Source organism: Corynebacterium breve (genome assembly GCF_030252165.1).
GTDB classification, from domain to species: Bacteria; Actinomycetota; Actinomycetes; order Mycobacteriales; family Mycobacteriaceae; genus Corynebacterium; species Corynebacterium breve.
On the sequence record NZ_CP126969.1, the window covers coordinates 286,288 to 300,515 of the forward strand.

Below are 14,228 nucleotides of genomic sequence, written 5' to 3' on the forward strand. Positions count from 1 at the left end.
CACTCATTGTTATGACGTATCGGCCAAATTATCACTTGTCTCCTCCGAGCGGGCGCCTGAACGATCCGAACGGCATCACGCTTATCGACGACACCTTGCACGTCTTCTACCAGCACGATCCTGGTTTTCCTCACGCACCCAAGCGCACCGGGTGGGGCCATGCGGTGACCACCCTTGGAGAGGGTATCTGGCGTCACCTTCCAGATGCGCTGTACCCGGACTTCCCTTACGACGCGAACGGTTGCTATTCAGGCTCTTCGGTATTCCACGAGGGGCAGGTGAGACTCTTCTACACCGGCAACCTCAAAGTGAATGGGGAACGCGTGACCTCGCAGAACATCGTGGACGTGGACGACCTGACGGGCCCAGCCGGTGGCTTCTATCGGCGCAGTGCGAAGAACCCGATCATCGACGGCCCAGCTGAGGGCTACACTGCGCACTACCGTGATCCTCAGGTTTCGCGCGAGGGTGAGCGTTGGCGCATGGTCATCGGGGCACAGCGCACGGACGAAACCGGTGCGATAGTCCTGTACTTTTCTGACGACCTAGAATCGTGGGACTTTGCGGGCGAACTTCGCTTTCATGACATGCCTGAGGCTGTGTCGCATTCCTATATGTGGGAGTGTCCGAATCTATTGACTCTCCGAGATCGCGCAGATGGGCAGGAGTATCAGGTACTGGTGTTTTGCCCGCAGTATCCAGAGTCGGACCAGTGCGTCTATGTGGTCGGCCGTCTCGATGGCTTGGACTTCCACGTGACCACTTACCGCACCCTTGATCATGGACATGAGTTTTACGCCCCGCAGCTGATTCCATATGAGGAAGATGCCCTCATGCTGGGGTGGATGGGCCTTCCTGGTCGCGACGACACTCCGACGCTGGAAAGCGAGGGGTGGGTTCACCAGCTGACGTTGCCGCGGCGTGTCTGGCTTGATGGCGGACTACTATTCCAAGAGCTGGTGTTGCCGAGATCGCACGAGGGGATGTTAGTCAAAAGCGTGGAACTCGACCAGACCCCAGTGCTCATCGAGCTTATCGACGACTCCTCCGTCCCAGGATTCTCCGTGTCGTGGGACGGGGAAGGGGTGCTGGAATTTGGGCGGGAGAGCGAAGTGAACCGGGTGGCGTGCATTCCGGGCCAGCTTGTCTTTACTGCTGACGGATGTGCGGTGGAAGTTACCGCAGGAAACGGATACGTTGCTGCATCGTCCGCTGTGTTCTCTAGCGGGGGTAATCCATGGGGCGAAATCCAAGTGACCCAGGGCACTTAAGGCTCTAGGTGTGGCTTTTGTCCCGAGTTGTATGTTTGAATATGTGGAGAACATGCCCGCTTATGTTGGAAAGTGGGCGCGAGAAACCACAAAAGGACAAATATGCAACATAAAGCCGTAGCGGGCCGCGTATTGAAAGCCATCGGGGGCGAGGAAAATATCGTCGGTGCTGCTCACTGCGCCACTCGCCTGCGTATGGTGCTGAAGGACCCGCAAAAAGTAGATACAGCCGCGTTGGAGAATGATCCCGACCTCAAGGGGATTTTCGAGACAGGTGGCATGTTCCAGATCATCGTCGGCCCGGGTGATGTGGATGTTGTTTTCGATGAAATGTCTGCAATGACATCCAAGAACATTGCAGTCTCTACCGATGAACTAAAAGACGTCGCGGCGAACCAAGGAAACTGGTTCACTCGCGCCATCAAGGTGCTCTCAGACATTTTCGTTCCGCTGATCCCGATCCTGGTCGGTGGCGGTTTGCTCATGGCACTGAACAACGTGCTGACAGCCGAAGGCCTATTCGGGTCCGAATCTCTCATCGCTATGTACCCGGCGATCGAAGGCTTCTCCGGCATGGTGAACCTGTTGGCCTCAGCGCCGTTCGCCTTCCTCCCAGTGCTAGTGGGGTTCACGGCGACAAAGCGCTTCGGTGGCAACGAATACCTCGGTGCGGGCATGGGCATGGCGATGGTCTCGCCAGCGCTTGTTAATGGTTACGAGGTAGCAACCACAATGGCCGAAGGTGCCATGCCTTACTGGGACGTCTTTGGACTTCAAGTGGCACAGGCCGGTTACCAAGGATCGGTGCTGCCAGTTTTGGCGGTCGCCTGGGTGCTTGCCACCATCGAGAAATTCCTCCACCGTCATCTCAAGGGCACCGTCGACTTCCTGGTCACTCCCGTCCTCACCCTTTTGGTTACCGGCTTTATCACCTTTGTCGCGGTGGGGCCGTTCATGCGTTGGCTGGGTGAACTCTTGATTGTCGGGCTGCAGAACATGTACGACTTCGGTGGCCCAATCGGAGGCTTCCTCTTCGGCCTTGTTTACTCACCGATCGTCATTACGGGCCTACATCAGTCCTTCCCGCCAGTGGAGCTAGAGCTGTTCAACCAGGGCGGCTCGTTCATCTTCGCAACCGCGTCGATGGCCAACATCGCGCAAGGCGCTGTGGCGCTGGCTGTGTACTTCTTGGCAAAGTCTGAAAAACTCAAGGGACTTGCAGGATCTTCCGGTATTTCCGCAGTATTCGGCATCACCGAGCCCGCCATCTTCGGTGTTAACCTTCGTCTACGCTGGCCGTTCTACATCGGCATGGCCTCCGCTGCTGTCGGTGGCGCACTCGTCGCACTGTTTGACATCAAGGCTGTTGCGCTTGGCGCTGCAGGCTTCATCGGCGCAGTTTCTATCCGCGCCGAAGACATTCCGATGTTCCTGGTGGTCTGCGTGATCTCGTTCCTGATCGCGTTCATTGGCGCGTTCGTCTACGGCCGCTACCTGATCAGCCGCGACGGTACCATCGACCCAGATGCCACCGATAGCCCTGAAGCAGCAGCGGCAGCGGCCGCAGTCCTTGCCAGTTCCGAACTGGAGCCTGTCAGTGACGATGCCCTTGAATTGGCTTCGCCACTCACCGGAGAAGCCGTAGCGCTGAACACCGTTTCTGATGCGATGTTCTCTCAAGGCAAGCTCGGTGATGGAATCGCTGTTGTGCCCACGGTGGGACGATTGGTCTCCCCAATGGACGGCAAGGTTGCAGTGACCTTCAAATCAGGTCACGCCTACGCAATCCGGGGCAAGGGATCGGACGGAAAGAGCGTTGACGTACTGATGCACATCGGTTTTGACACGGTCAACCTCGAAGGCAAATACTTCACCGCGCACGTGGAAAAGGGTGACGTTGTATCCAAGGGGCAGCTGCTTGCAGAGTTCGACATCGAGGGCATCAAGTCTGCCGGTTACGAAGTGACTACTCCCATCGTTGTCTCCAACACCAAGAAAGTCGGCCACATCCAGCGCTCAGCAGCCTTGAGCCTGCCCGAAGCCATTGAGGCAGGTCAGCCGTTGCTCACTATCGAGCCAAAGCCGGTAGTGGAAGAGGCAACCGCCGAGGCTTAAACGGAACTACTCGCCGCCGCCTGGGGTACCGATCGAGATCATTGCATCGAGCGATCCGCGTGCCTTGGCGGCGGTTTCTTCATCTACAAATACCTCATCGCGCTGGTTGCGCAGGCAGTCAAGCAGCTTCGGCGGGGTGATCATCTGCATGTATGGGCACTCGGCCTCGGGGTTGACTGGGATGAATTCCGTCCTCGAATTGGCCTTGCGTAGCTGGTGCAGCATGCCTACCTCGGTAGCTACCAGCACCTTGTCTGCAGACTCCTGCTTGGCCATGTCGAGCATGCCGCCAGTGGATAGTACGTGAGTGTTGTCTGAGGGGAACTCGCCGGATTCAGCCATCCACAATGCAGAGGTCGTGCATCCGCATTCGGGGTGAACGTACAGTTGAGCCTCGGGATTATTCCGCACCGTCGTGGTGAGGTCCTGTGGGGAAATGTCAGCGTGCACGTGGCACTCGCCAAGCCAGACCTGGATGTTCTCTCGCCCTGTTTCGCGACGCACATGCGCACCTAGGAACTGATCTGGGCAAAAGAGGATCGGGGTTTCCGGGTCGATTGATCGCACCACATCGACCGCGTTGGACGAGGTGCAGCAAATGTCGGTCTCAGCCTTCACCGCTGCGGTGGTATTGACGTAACTGACCACCTTCGCGTTGGGGTTGTCGGCCTTCCACTGGCGCAGCTGTTCAGCGTCGATGGTGTTAGCAAGGGAACATCCAGCCTTGGCATCTGGGATAAAAACACGCTTCGTGGGGGAGAGGATCTTCGCGGTTTCGGCCATGAAGTGAACACCGCAAAAAATGATTTGCTCGGCATCAGTGCTCGCCGCGATGCGGGATAGCGCCAGGGAGTCTCCAACGTGATGTGCGATGTCTTGGATCTGTGCGATTTGGTAGTTATGAGCCAGGATCACTGCGTTGTTCTGCTCGGCGAGTGTGAGTACTTCCGCCTGCCAAGCGTCCCACTGTGCGGGAGACCAGGTCTCCCAGTTGTTGTCGAGGGCTACTGCGGTTGAAGTCATTGTTGCCTCCAGGGCACGCGTCGGTGCTCAGTGTCGGTGTTCCTAAAACGTAGGTTTCCGTCTTTGGGGCGAAAACCTGGGTACACGGTAGCATACCTTTTATGTCACAGATTCAAGCTTCCGAACACGTGCACGCGCCTTCGGGTCCCGTGCGCGACGAAGCTGGTGTAGCCAAGTATCGCCATGAAGCCATCGCTGTCGTATTGCAGTCTTGCCCGACAGGGGAATGCCGGGTGCTCTGCGTTCAGAGAACGCGCGAACCGTTCGTCGATAAGTGGTCTTTGCCTAGCGGTGCGATGGAAGTTGACGAATCGCTCGAGGATGCCATCACACGCCATTTGGCCGCCAAGGTGAACCTGACCAGCATGTCGTACGCTGAACAGCTTGGCACCCGAAGCGACCCAGCTCGTGACCCGTTCGATCGCACAATCGCCACAGCCTACCTGGTTCTAATCCCCTGGGATCAGGAATGGGACCTTCCTGTTGACGCATCTTGGTTGCTTGTCGACGAGCTCCCGCCCATGGCTTTTGACCATCAGGAGATAGTGGAACTCGCGGTCGCTCGTTTGCAAGCGAAGCTGTCCTATACCAACATCGGTTTCGCCTTGACGCCTGAGGAATTTCGCATGTCTGACCTGGCCCAAAGCTACGCGGCGATAATGGGGCACGAGGTGTCGGCGACGAACCTGCAACGCATCTTGGCTCGTCGAGGACAGCTGAAGGCGACAGGAAAAAAGGCGGCCCCTGGTGCAGAAGGGGGCCGCCCGGCGAAGCTGTTTAGTTTTGCGCAGCGCAGTCTGGAGATTACGGATCAGTTTGCTACGCTGCGCCCCTAGAGCAGGCAGTTTCCTACTTGATGAACTTGCCGATCACAGGAATGTAGAAGTAGTACGGGCCAGCGAGGCGGACGCAATCATCCTTTACGCTGGAAACCTGGGCGAGCGGCGTGCCTTGCTTGTCGTATTCACAAGCAAAGCGGGTGTGGTACGGTCCACCGAAAAGTTGGAGAATGCTTGTTTCCCCTTCGATATTGCTGGATAGTTCGGAGGCAGTAGCTACGCTAGGGGCCGAAAATACAAGAGCTACTGAGGCTGCTGCGATAGTTAGGGTTCTGCGAAGGCCGGACATTGAATACTCCTTTTAGAGCGACGGGAATGTCTTGACTGGGAAACACACAGTGATTCGGTGTCAGGAATGAATCTAATCGACATCTGTTGCTGCGGAAACATAAGGGGACTTTTCCCGTAAATTCGGTTCCACCTAGCCTCCAGCGGCGGTGCGGATCGCCGCCAAGAAGTCAATGTACTGTGAGCGGATTTCTCCCAATGGCTCGACTACCTTCGCCTGCGAAGTTTCGGCGACTTCCTTGCGCAGAGCGCGTTTGGTTCTGCTCTTGATATTTGCGCCGATCACCCCGCCGAAGACGGCGGTGAGTAGACCCAGCACGATACCGAGTAGCAAGCCTCCCATGATCAATAGCGTTGGGATCGGCCAGCCCTCGACTTCCGGTACCAGCTCGTCGCCCAGTAGCGGAGTCAGTGCACCTGGCAAAAACGCCACCATGAGGTACCAGATTACGCCAACGAGGGCTGCAAGCAGCGCCAACCATTGGATCACAGTCATAATGCCCCATGCTTTGGATGGCTGAGCAGGTAGTCGAGTCTTAGCGGCAGTGCGGTCGAGTTCGGCGGGGAGCTCGTCGATAATGTCTTCGGCGCGGTCGGCGATGGCAGATGACCATGCTTGGGGCAGACCGTCGGAGATTGCGGAGGCGTACCCGCGCACACCACGGTTTGCGATAGCCTTGCTCGACGCATCGAGTTCCGGCATCGAGGTGCGGTGCACACCCAGCTCGTCGGCCTCTTCGCGCAAACCAAGGCGCTTGAGCGGGTCAGGTCGGAACCGCAGCATCCACGAGGTAAGCAACCAGCCAGTTTGCTGCCCTAAACGCTTGCGATAAGCCGCAGCGGTGGCCGAGGCCAGCCGATCGGCACCTGCAGCCTGGGAGAGAACGTTGTCCATCTCACGTTTCGCCTGCTTCGGTGGCTCCGCCGGTGCCTTGCTTTCGGCCCATGGGGAGGTGGCTGCCACGAGGTCCGCTTCGATTCGTTTTGTTTGTGCCGAGTGGGCTTGGGCCACCTTGGCGATCGCAGTGCGTAGCTGGTCAACACCCATGCCGGTTCTTGCGGAGGTGTTGATCACCTTTACTTTTTTCAGGCCGTCTTCGTGGAGCAAAGCAGCAAAGGAATCTGCCACCGCGCGTTGGTCGGACTCTTTGAGCATGTCCGACTTATTCAGCACTGCTAGCGTGACCGCGGAGTGTGCCGCGTGCGGACGAATGAAGTGATCGTGGATGATGCTGTCCGCGTACTTTTCCGGGTCAGTGACCCACACCAAAACGTCAACCTGGCCGGCCAGTCGGGTAGTGATCTCCCTGTGGATTGGCTCGACAGAGTCAAAGTCGGGCAGGTCCAGCAGGATTAGGGGACCCGCTCCTGGGGCGAATTCACCCTGGCGGTTGCGACGATCCTCCACATCCAGCCAGTTGAGCAACTCCTCGGAACCCTCAGGCTCCCACACCGCTGCCAGCGGCGACGAGGTCGTTGGGCGGCGAGCCGCAGCCTTGCCGATGTTCTCGCCGACGACAGCATTGAACAGCGACGTTTTTCCAGAACCGGTGGCTCCGAAGAACCCAACGACGGTGTGCTCGGCCGATAGTGCGCGTCGCTCAGCGCCAGCGGCGGCCACAGCATCCAAACGCGCATGTTCGGAAGGGGTGAGGAACCCCGCGCCAAGATCGGCTGCGGTATCTAGAGCGGTGAGGCGCTCATTAAGCGTTGCCTTCTTCTTAAACACCATTACGCACCTGCCTGGTTCTTCACGCCCTGGGCTGCGCCCGCAGCGACAGCACGGAGAGCATCGGAGCTAGTGCCTTCGATAAGTGGAGCAGTCACGGAGTGGAAGCGCGCGCGTTCGTCGGCAAGCAATGCGCGGACACGCAGATCAAGGTCATCGCGCGCCTGCTTAACCATGCGACGTACGGTGTCCTCGCCAAAGATCGTTTCTAGGAGCTTCTGGCCGACGACAGCGGAGCCACCAGCGATGGCAAGCTCGCCGCCGGTGAGACCTGCGGTGGAGGCAAAGACCACGAGCATCAACGCCACCGTGACCACATTGAGGCCAATCGACATGACGCGGGCACGCATCCGCTTGGCGCCGGCGGTCTCTTGGATGTGCTCAACCAGGCTGTGCTGCCAATCGCGCACCAGTTGCGCTGCGGCCTCGGAAATCTGGGGGCTCGACGTAGCCAAGGCCTGATCTGCCTGGGCGCGAAGCTCAGGAGCCTGCGAACCCAGGTGGGACCATGAACGTGTCGCCGCGGTGTCCGCCGCATCGACGATCACCGCGTGGAGGCCGGACTCGATCTCCGTTTCTACCTCGCGGATCGGGGCGGGTTTGCCGGTAAAGAAGCTGCCGACCTTGTCCACGGCCAAACCGAACCAGCGCTCGACGGTACGGAAAGCATCGGACGTGCCGACGAAGTCCTGCCAGCGCTGCATCACTTCGGTGTGCAGCAACTTGCCGTCGGAGGTTGCCTCGATCACGTGGTCAGTGGCAGAGGCGTAGGTGGAGTCGATCGCCTCGTCCAAGCGGGTGGCGAATTCTTCTTGGCGCTGGCGCTCGTCGGCAAGCGTGTCTACACGGGAAACCAGGGTTTCCATTGCGCCCCACACAGTTTTGCCCGCCATGACGCGCCGGGCTGCGGCATCGTTGGCCAGGGTGTGTAGGTGCGTGCGGATCGGCGCGATGTGCTCGTCAGGGAGGAAGAGGTCAAAGTCCATAACGTGCGGCACCGTAAACATCGTCGAGTTGCCTAGACCGGCCTCGGCCATCATGCGACGCAGGTCATCGGGGACCGTTTCGGCGGAGCTTTCGTCGACCCGGTTGAGAATCACGATGACCTCGAGGTTGCGCCCGGCCGCGTCGTGGAGGAAGTTCCATACCAACTGGTCGGCGTAGCGCGCAGGCGTAGTCACGAACACCCAGAGGTCGGCGGCGGCGAGGAGTTGGGAGGCCAACGCACGGTTGCGGTCATCAATCGAGTCGAAATCCGGCGCGTCCAGCAACGCCAATCCGGGGCTCACCGCTTCGGTCGTGGTGATGCGCAGCGACGTCGCGGTCTCATTGCCCGCGCCTTGTTCACGCGCAAGCCCAGGCAATACGTGGGGAGAATTGAACCACTCAGCATCGTGCGGGTTGGTGACCAAAACGGGCTGGCGTGTGGTTGGACGAATCACGCCCGAGGTGGTTACTTTCTCTCCGACGATGGCATTGACCAGCGTAGATTTGCCGGAACCCGTGGAGCCGCCGACGACGGCAAGAAGTGGCGCGTCGATGTTGGCCAAGCGAGGCAAAATATAATCGTCTAGCTGGGCGACGATCGCTTGAGCATCCGAATCCGCGGGTACCGATGTGGAGGCAACTGCGTCGCGCAGCGCCTGTACGGCTTCTATCGTTGAGGAAGTCACCATTACATTGTTGCAGATTAATAGGAATCTGCGGTGGAAATGTTCAATCAATGGTTGGATGAAGGTATGGCTACCCCGAATCGCATCATGACCGCTCTCATCGCTGTGATCACGCTCATCGCCGCGGTAGGGCTTGTGGTCTGGTGGCTTAACGACGAGCCCACCGCCGAGGAACGCGCTCAGAGAGGCGTGGAGGCTATCAATGAGGCAGCGGACAAAGAGGACCTCGCCGAATGCGGAATCGACCTCGAAGTTGCGCCGAAGAAGACGATTTGGCGTGGAGTATCTGCAAACGCGACGGTCGCGCCCGATGACGAAGAAGCAATCCGCAAGGCTGCGGAATTCCTTGTCAGCCAGTACTCCGACGATCCGGTGGACCCCGACTTTGTCACGGGCCGGATCATTACCGAGAACCCGCCGACGTCCTACAAGATTGACCCTCGTCTGAACCCTGACTGGTTGGTGGGGCTGTTCGCCGAGCCCATCGAAGCGGTTTCCGATGTTGCCGCAGTCCAGCACAACGGTGGGCCTGGGGAGGGCCCGCGTTCTGACCGGATCGATGTCACGATCGAATCCGACTGGCAAGCATTGGTAGATTCCTCCGATCGATTGGCCGAGGTAGTGGAAACCTACGTGCCAAGCTTTGGTGCTGCACCGATCATGAACCTGCGTGCTGCCGATGATGAAGGCGAAGGTGTTGGGCCAAAGCTCAACCTGCAGCAGGTGGAAGCAGATTCCGTTCCGAGTGCGTTGGAAATGATGGCAGAGCTGATGCGCCATGAGGGAAGCGGCGATGTCGCGATCGTTTCCTATATTGAGGGTGCGGGAGATGCTCCAGCGCAAGTCTCGGTAAAAAATCACGCGAAGACTGCGGGGATCCCTGAGGACCGTGTGAAAGAGATTGTGGCCGCGCATTTTCCCGATGCAGAAGTGATTTGATATTACGGTGACCTGCGTGGTTTAATACTCAAGTTGTCTGCGCTGGTCGGTTTAGCTGGTGATTTCCGCTCCACTATCCCGAGACCCTTCGATGCCGCAAGGTATTCGTCGCTAAGCAAAGGCACTGCAAGACATTGACCACGTGCGTACAGGACGGAAATCTGACGCACATTAATCCAGGTCAGGAGACCAATAGTGATTCAGAAAGAATCGCGTCTAAAGGTCGCCGATAACACCGGTGCACGCGAAATCCTGTGCATCCGCGTTCTCGGCGGTTCTGTTCGACGCTTCGCCGGCATCGGCGACACCATCGTCGCCACCGTGAAGGAAGCTGCCCCAGGCGGCAACGTCAAGGAAGGCGAGATCGTTCGCGCGGTCATCGTGCGTACGAAGAAGGAAACCCGCCGTCCAGACGGTTCCTACATCGCGTTTGACGAAAACGCAGCTGTCCTTATCAAGAACGATTCCGAGCCACGTGGCACCCGTATCTTCGGCCCAGTCGCTCGTGAGCTTCGCGACAAGAAGTTCATGAAGATCGTTTCTCTCGCACCGGAGGTGATCTAGTCCTATGAAGATCAAGAAGGGCGATATGGTCCAGGTAATTTCTGGCCCAGACAAGGGCGCACAGGGTAAGGTCATCGAGTCCTACCCACAGCGCGATAAGGTCCTCGTTGAGGGCGTTAACCGTGTGAAGAAGCACGTTGCTAACTCGGCAACCGAGGCTGGCGCACAGTCCGGCGGCATCGTTACCCAGGAAGCTCCGATCCACGTTTCTAACGTCATGATCCTTGACTCCGAGGGCACCCCAACCCGCGTTGGCTACCGTTTTGATGAAAACGGCAAGAAGGTCCGCGTGGCCAAGTCGAACGGGAAGGACCTCTAAAGATGGCTGACAACTACACCCCTCGTTTGAAGACCCGTTACCGTGAAGAAATTCGCACCAAGCTGGGCGAAGAATTCGGTTACGACAACGTAATGCAGGTCCCAGGCCTGACCAAGATCGTTGTCAACATGGGCGTCGGCGACGCTGCACGTGACTCCAAGATGATCAACGGTGCTCTCGAAGACCTCACCGCGATCACTGGTCAGAAGCCACAGCTGCGCCGTGCGAAGACCTCCATTGCAAACTTCAAGTTGCGTGAAGGCATGCCGATCGGCGCAAAGGTCACCCTTCGCGGCGACCGTATGTGGGAGTTCCTCGACCGTCTGCTGACGGTTGCACTTCCTCGTATTCGTGACTTCCGCGGTCTGAACGACTCTCAGTTCGACGGCCACGGCAACTACACCTTCGGCCTGACCGAGCAGACCATGTTCTACGAGATCGACGTTGACAAGATCGACCGCCCACGCGGTATGGACATCACCGTCGTCACCACTGCGACCAACAACGACGAAGGTCGCGCACTTCTTCGCCACCTTGGATTCCCATTCAAGGACAAGGACGGCAAGATGCAGCAGGCATAAGCCCTGATTGCTTTACGACGAACGCGTGCCCCGGATTTACTTCCGGAGCACGCGTTTTGTTTTGCCCCACGGCTAGTTATCCACAGGAAATATTTCTGCCCGCCGGAAATGTCGGGCTGCTGCGATAGAACTGAATGCAACAGACTATCTCAGGGGGAACGATGACCATCAATTCGCACAACAAAATCAAAGAACGCGTCCAAAAACTGCTCAACCAGGCTGCCGATCGCCAGGGAACTCCCGAGGGGGAGACCTTCTATGAAAAGGCTTTCGAGCTTATGGCGAACTACGGTTTCGACGAGCGAGACCTTGCCGCTCCTGACGATGGGGACAGCGTCACCCACAGAAAGTACGTCTTGGACGGCTCCTATACGGAGATGCAGGGCAGGCTGTTGAACAGCATCGCGATGGCACTGCACTGCGTGGGGTTCTCCACAGGCATTCAGCGCTCGACAAGAATCGCCGAAGTCACCCTCTTCGGAGTGCGTCGCCATCTTGATCGCGTCGATTTGCTCTTCAGCTTGCTTAACCCGCGCATGATCGCCGAGGCCCAAAAACTGCGAGGTGACCCGGAGCTGGGCATTTCCACCGTGGTCACGCGGCGTTCCTTCATGGTCGGGTTTTCTAACCGAATCGGTGAGCGTCTCCATGAGGCGGAGCAAACTGTGTCAGATGCACACAACGGCTACGCGATTGCCCTGCTTTCCGACGAAGAAAAAGCCGAAGCCGCCCGCCAAGAATTCGCCGAGGCCGAAAACCTCCACTTTCACACCAAAAATTCTCGGGCGGCCATTTCAGCGAGTGCCTACGCTCGCGGCGTCCATGCCGGTAGTACCAGTGACATTGGACAAACGCGCATGAATCAACGTCGCGCGCTACCCGCGTAAACGCTAAAACGCTCGGGACTGCACTTGCCGACCAAGGTAAAATCCGATTCCCGTGCAGTTTCGACTGCGGCGGAAGACACTTCGCCCAGCGTGATTAGTCCCGTGAAGCCAGCGTTTCGCACCAGGTGGACAAGGCTTTGGTCAACATCGGCCGTGGTACCCAAGAACAGTTCTGCCATGTGCCCATTACCTTCCAGCACCAAGCTCCCGACTACTTTGTCTACCGCATTCGTGGCGTTGATGTCTGCGAAGCCCTCCTGCAAGCCACCTTCGTGGTCAAAGGCCCCGGCGGTGTGGACATGCGAAAGACGCCGAAAGGGCTTGGCCAGTTCGGCGAGTTGTCCAGGCACTCGGTAAATCGCATGCGGGGAGAGCTCAACGGGTGCTGCCGACGACACTGCTTCTTCGGGAGCTGCGACCAAATCGACCTCGACAACGTTATAGGAGTTTTCGCCGTTCGGGCCTGTCGCGCCAGCACAATAACGTGCTGACGAGACCTGCTGTTGCGCAGTGATCAACCCACGAGAAAACAACCAGCCGTGAACCAATTCAAGATCATTACCCGGAGAACGCATGAGACGAACCAACTGCTGACCACCAGCATGGATCTCTAGCGGTTCTTCGACAACGACGAAACCTGCGCGGGTATCAGTGGTAATCGTGTCGTCGTTGCGCGAATGCGTGGTCACCGCGAACGACCTTGTGATGCGCCCCATTACTCTGCACCCTCACCGGAACTCAACCAGGCGCAAGCGGCAACAATCAGAGCCTCTGAGCCTCGGTCCAAGGTGGGTTGCAGATCAGGGGCGAAGGCGGGGTTATGGTTTCCGGGCGCTGTCTCTGGGTTGGCAAAACCGCCAACTCCCCAATAGGAATAGGGAGCTCCCAGCGCGTCGGGGATGATCGAGAAGTCCTCTGACGCCGGCACAGGTGCAAGGTCCATACTTGCGTCGCCAAAGTAGCTATCAAAAGCGCCGCGAACCCGTTCCGTCGCTTGAGCGTCGTTATTCGTCAACGGATACTCGTCGTAGTACGTAAACGTGGGCTCGACAGGGCACCGGGCCGCAACGCACTCCGCACGAACGATGCGCTCGATCGCCTCCTTGAGATGGGAGCTTGTCGCCGAACTGTAGGCACGTGTATTAATCAACAGCTCAGCACTATCGGGAATGATGTTGGACTTCGTGCCCGCGTGGATGGCGCCGACGGTAACTACGGCTGTCTCGCTCGCTGCAACCTCACGGGCAACAATGGTTTGTAGTCGGACGATGATCGAGGCAGCAACCACCACAGGGTCTACACCAAGCTCAGGCATCGATCCGTGCGAGCCTTTGCCAGTGAGCCCGACCTTCACGGAGAAAGCGGAAGACAGCACTGGGCCAACACGGGTGCCCACCGCGCCGCCCGGCAAAGTGCCCAACACGTGCTGCCCCAGGTAAACATCCGGCACTGGCATAGCGGAGGCGATGTCATGCGCAACCATGTCTTTTGCGCCGGAGGCTGTTTCTTCACCAGGTTGGAACACTCCGACTAGGGTGCCTGACCACTGATCGCGCTGTGTGTGGAAGGCATCGAGCGCGCCGAGGAGACACACAGTGTGGAAGTCGTGGCCACACGCATGTGCGGTGGGCACTTCCGCACCGGTGGCCTCATCCAGCTGGGTGGCCTGCGATGCGTAGTCCTTGCCCGAGGTCTCTTTCATAGGCAGGGCATCGATGTCCCCGCGCAAAGCAACTACTGGTCCAATACCATTCTGTATGACGGCGACGATGCCCGTTTTGCCAACGCGGGAGTAGGGGATCTGTCTAGCATCAAGCTCTGCCGCGATGCGCGCGGAAGTCTCCACTTCTTGCATCGAAAGCTCGGGATGCTGGTGAAAGTGCTTGTACAGTGATTCTCGTTCAGCCCTGGTCGACGCGAGACGTGAAACAAGTACGTTGACCGTGGATTCGTTGAAAAGCGTCTTGTCGTAGGTCATGCCTTCCAGATATACCCGTGGT

14 protein-coding genes are annotated in these 14,228 nt (G+C 58.2%); 8 read left to right on the forward strand and 6 right to left on the reverse strand.

The window, feature by feature from the left end:
- Nucleotides 1-11: 11 nt before the first annotated feature.
- Together QP027_RS01455 and QP027_RS01460 are read left to right on the forward strand one after the other, a co-directional pair.
- Complete coding sequence (locus QP027_RS01455) at nt 12-1,271, forward strand: glycoside hydrolase family 32 protein (protein WP_284825413.1); 1,260 nt, start codon at nt 12-14, stop codon at nt 1,269-1,271.
- Nucleotides 1,272-1,373: 102 nt separating this feature from the next.
- Nucleotides 1,374-3,386, forward strand: a complete 2,013-nt coding sequence (locus QP027_RS01460; protein WP_284825414.1) for a sucrose-specific PTS transporter subunit IIBC — start codon at nt 1,374-1,376, stop codon at nt 3,384-3,386.
- Between the two features lie 6 nt (nt 3,387-3,392).
- Here QP027_RS01460 and nadA read toward each other — a convergent pair whose 3' ends face one another.
- Nucleotides 3,393-4,409, reverse strand: a complete 1,017-nt coding sequence (gene nadA, locus QP027_RS01465; RefSeq protein ID WP_284825416.1) for a quinolinate synthase NadA — start codon at nt 4,407-4,409, stop codon at nt 3,393-3,395.
- A gap of 101 nt (nt 4,410-4,510) precedes the next feature.
- Here nadA and QP027_RS01470 point away from each other — a divergent pair, with 101 nt between their 5' ends.
- On the forward strand, nt 4,511-5,245 hold the full coding sequence (locus tag QP027_RS01470; RefSeq protein WP_284825417.1) for an NUDIX hydrolase: 735 nt from the start codon (nt 4,511-4,513) through the stop codon (nt 5,243-5,245).
- Between the two features lie 13 nt (nt 5,246-5,258).
- Here the strand turns inward: QP027_RS01470 and QP027_RS01475 are convergent, their stop codons facing one another.
- The 3 genes from QP027_RS01475 to QP027_RS01485 all read right to left on the reverse strand — a co-directional run bounded on the left by QP027_RS01475 (nt 5,259) and on the right by QP027_RS01485 (nt 8,941).
- On the reverse strand, nt 5,259-5,537 hold the full coding sequence (locus tag QP027_RS01475) for a hypothetical protein (protein WP_284825419.1): 279 nt from the start codon (nt 5,535-5,537) through the stop codon (nt 5,259-5,261).
- A 132-nt stretch (nt 5,538-5,669) separates the two neighbouring features.
- A complete protein-coding gene (locus QP027_RS01480; RefSeq protein ID WP_349293173.1) occupies nt 5,670-7,268 on the reverse strand; it encodes a GTPase family protein in 1,599 nt (532 codons plus the stop codon).
- Nucleotides 7,268-8,941 carry a dynamin family protein gene (locus tag QP027_RS01485; protein WP_284825421.1) on the reverse strand — a complete coding sequence of 558 codons (1,674 nt, stop codon included), beginning with the start codon at nt 8,939-8,941 and terminating at the stop codon, nt 7,268-7,270. The genes QP027_RS01480 and QP027_RS01485 overlap by 1 nt, the downstream gene beginning before the upstream one ends.
- 63 nt (nt 8,942-9,004) lie before the next feature.
- Between QP027_RS01485 and QP027_RS01490 the strand changes: the two genes are divergently transcribed.
- The 5 genes from QP027_RS01490 (at nt 9,005) to QP027_RS01510 (ending at nt 12,228) form a co-directional block, all read left to right on the forward strand.
- The gene (locus QP027_RS01490; RefSeq protein WP_284825423.1) at nt 9,005-9,877 is read left to right on the forward strand and encodes a hypothetical protein; all 873 of its coding nucleotides are present in this window, start codon (nt 9,005-9,007) and stop codon (nt 9,875-9,877) included.
- A 195-nt stretch (nt 9,878-10,072) separates the two neighbouring features.
- A complete protein-coding gene (gene rplN, locus QP027_RS01495; RefSeq protein ID WP_284825424.1) occupies nt 10,073-10,441 on the forward strand; it encodes a 50S ribosomal protein L14 in 369 nt (122 codons plus the stop codon).
- A 4-nt stretch (nt 10,442-10,445) separates the two neighbouring features.
- Complete coding sequence (rplX, locus tag QP027_RS01500) at nt 10,446-10,760, forward strand: 50S ribosomal protein L24 (protein WP_284825425.1); 315 nt, start codon at nt 10,446-10,448, stop codon at nt 10,758-10,760.
- 2 nt (nt 10,761-10,762) lie between these two features.
- Nucleotides 10,763-11,341 carry a 50S ribosomal protein L5 gene (gene rplE, locus QP027_RS01505; RefSeq protein ID WP_284825427.1) on the forward strand — a complete coding sequence of 193 codons (579 nt, stop codon included), beginning with the start codon at nt 10,763-10,765 and terminating at the stop codon, nt 11,339-11,341.
- Between the two features lie 161 nt (nt 11,342-11,502).
- Nucleotides 11,503-12,228: a DUF2786 domain-containing protein gene (locus QP027_RS01510; protein WP_284825428.1), complete on the forward strand. Its 726-nt coding sequence runs from the start codon at nt 11,503-11,505 to the stop codon at nt 12,226-12,228.
- On the opposite strand, the gene QP027_RS01515 is transcribed toward QP027_RS01510, so the two are convergent.
- Together QP027_RS01515 and QP027_RS01520 are read right to left on the reverse strand one after the other, a co-directional pair.
- A complete protein-coding gene (locus QP027_RS01515) occupies nt 12,204-12,944 on the reverse strand; it encodes a formate dehydrogenase accessory sulfurtransferase FdhD (protein WP_284825430.1) in 741 nt (246 codons plus the stop codon). The genes QP027_RS01510 and QP027_RS01515 overlap by 25 nt on opposite strands.
- Complete coding sequence (locus QP027_RS01520) at nt 12,944-14,206, reverse strand: amidohydrolase (RefSeq protein ID WP_284825432.1); 1,263 nt, start codon at nt 14,204-14,206, stop codon at nt 12,944-12,946. Before QP027_RS01520 ends, QP027_RS01515 begins: the two co-directional genes overlap by 1 nt.
- Between the last annotated feature and the right edge of the window lie 22 nt (nt 14,207-14,228).

Excerpts from the sequence above, each read along its gene's own strand:
- QP027_RS01455 (WP_284825413.1), top strand. The coding sequence starts at position 12 with ATGACGTATCGGCCAAATTATCACTTGTCTCCTCCGAGCGGGCGCCTG.
- QP027_RS01460 (WP_284825414.1), top strand. The coding sequence starts at position 1,374 with ATGCAACATAAAGCCGTAGCGGGCCGCGTATTGAAAGCCATCGGGGGC.
- nadA (WP_284825416.1), bottom strand. The coding sequence starts at position 4,409 with ATGACTTCAACCGCAGTAGCCCTCGACAACAACTGGGAGACCTGGTCT.
- QP027_RS01470 (WP_284825417.1), top strand. The coding sequence starts at position 4,511 with ATGTCACAGATTCAAGCTTCCGAACACGTGCACGCGCCTTCGGGTCCC.
- QP027_RS01475 (WP_284825419.1), bottom strand. The coding sequence starts at position 5,537 with ATGTCCGGCCTTCGCAGAACCCTAACTATCGCAGCAGCCTCAGTAGCT.
- QP027_RS01480 (WP_349293173.1), bottom strand. The coding sequence starts at position 7,268 with ATGGTGTTTAAGAAGAAGGCAACGCTTAATGAGCGCCTCACCGCTCTA.
- QP027_RS01485 (WP_284825421.1), bottom strand. The coding sequence starts at position 8,941 with ATGGTGACTTCCTCAACGATAGAAGCCGTACAGGCGCTGCGCGACGCA.
- QP027_RS01490 (WP_284825423.1), top strand. The coding sequence starts at position 9,005 with ATGGCTACCCCGAATCGCATCATGACCGCTCTCATCGCTGTGATCACG.
- rplX (WP_284825425.1), top strand. The coding sequence starts at position 10,446 with ATGAAGATCAAGAAGGGCGATATGGTCCAGGTAATTTCTGGCCCAGAC.
- rplE (WP_284825427.1), top strand. The coding sequence starts at position 10,763 with ATGGCTGACAACTACACCCCTCGTTTGAAGACCCGTTACCGTGAAGAA.
- QP027_RS01510 (WP_284825428.1), top strand. The coding sequence starts at position 11,503 with ATGACCATCAATTCGCACAACAAAATCAAAGAACGCGTCCAAAAACTG.
- QP027_RS01515 (WP_284825430.1), bottom strand. The coding sequence starts at position 12,944 with ATGGGGCGCATCACAAGGTCGTTCGCGGTGACCACGCATTCGCGCAAC.
- QP027_RS01520 (WP_284825432.1), bottom strand. The coding sequence starts at position 14,206 with ATGACCTACGACAAGACGCTTTTCAACGAATCCACGGTCAACGTACTT.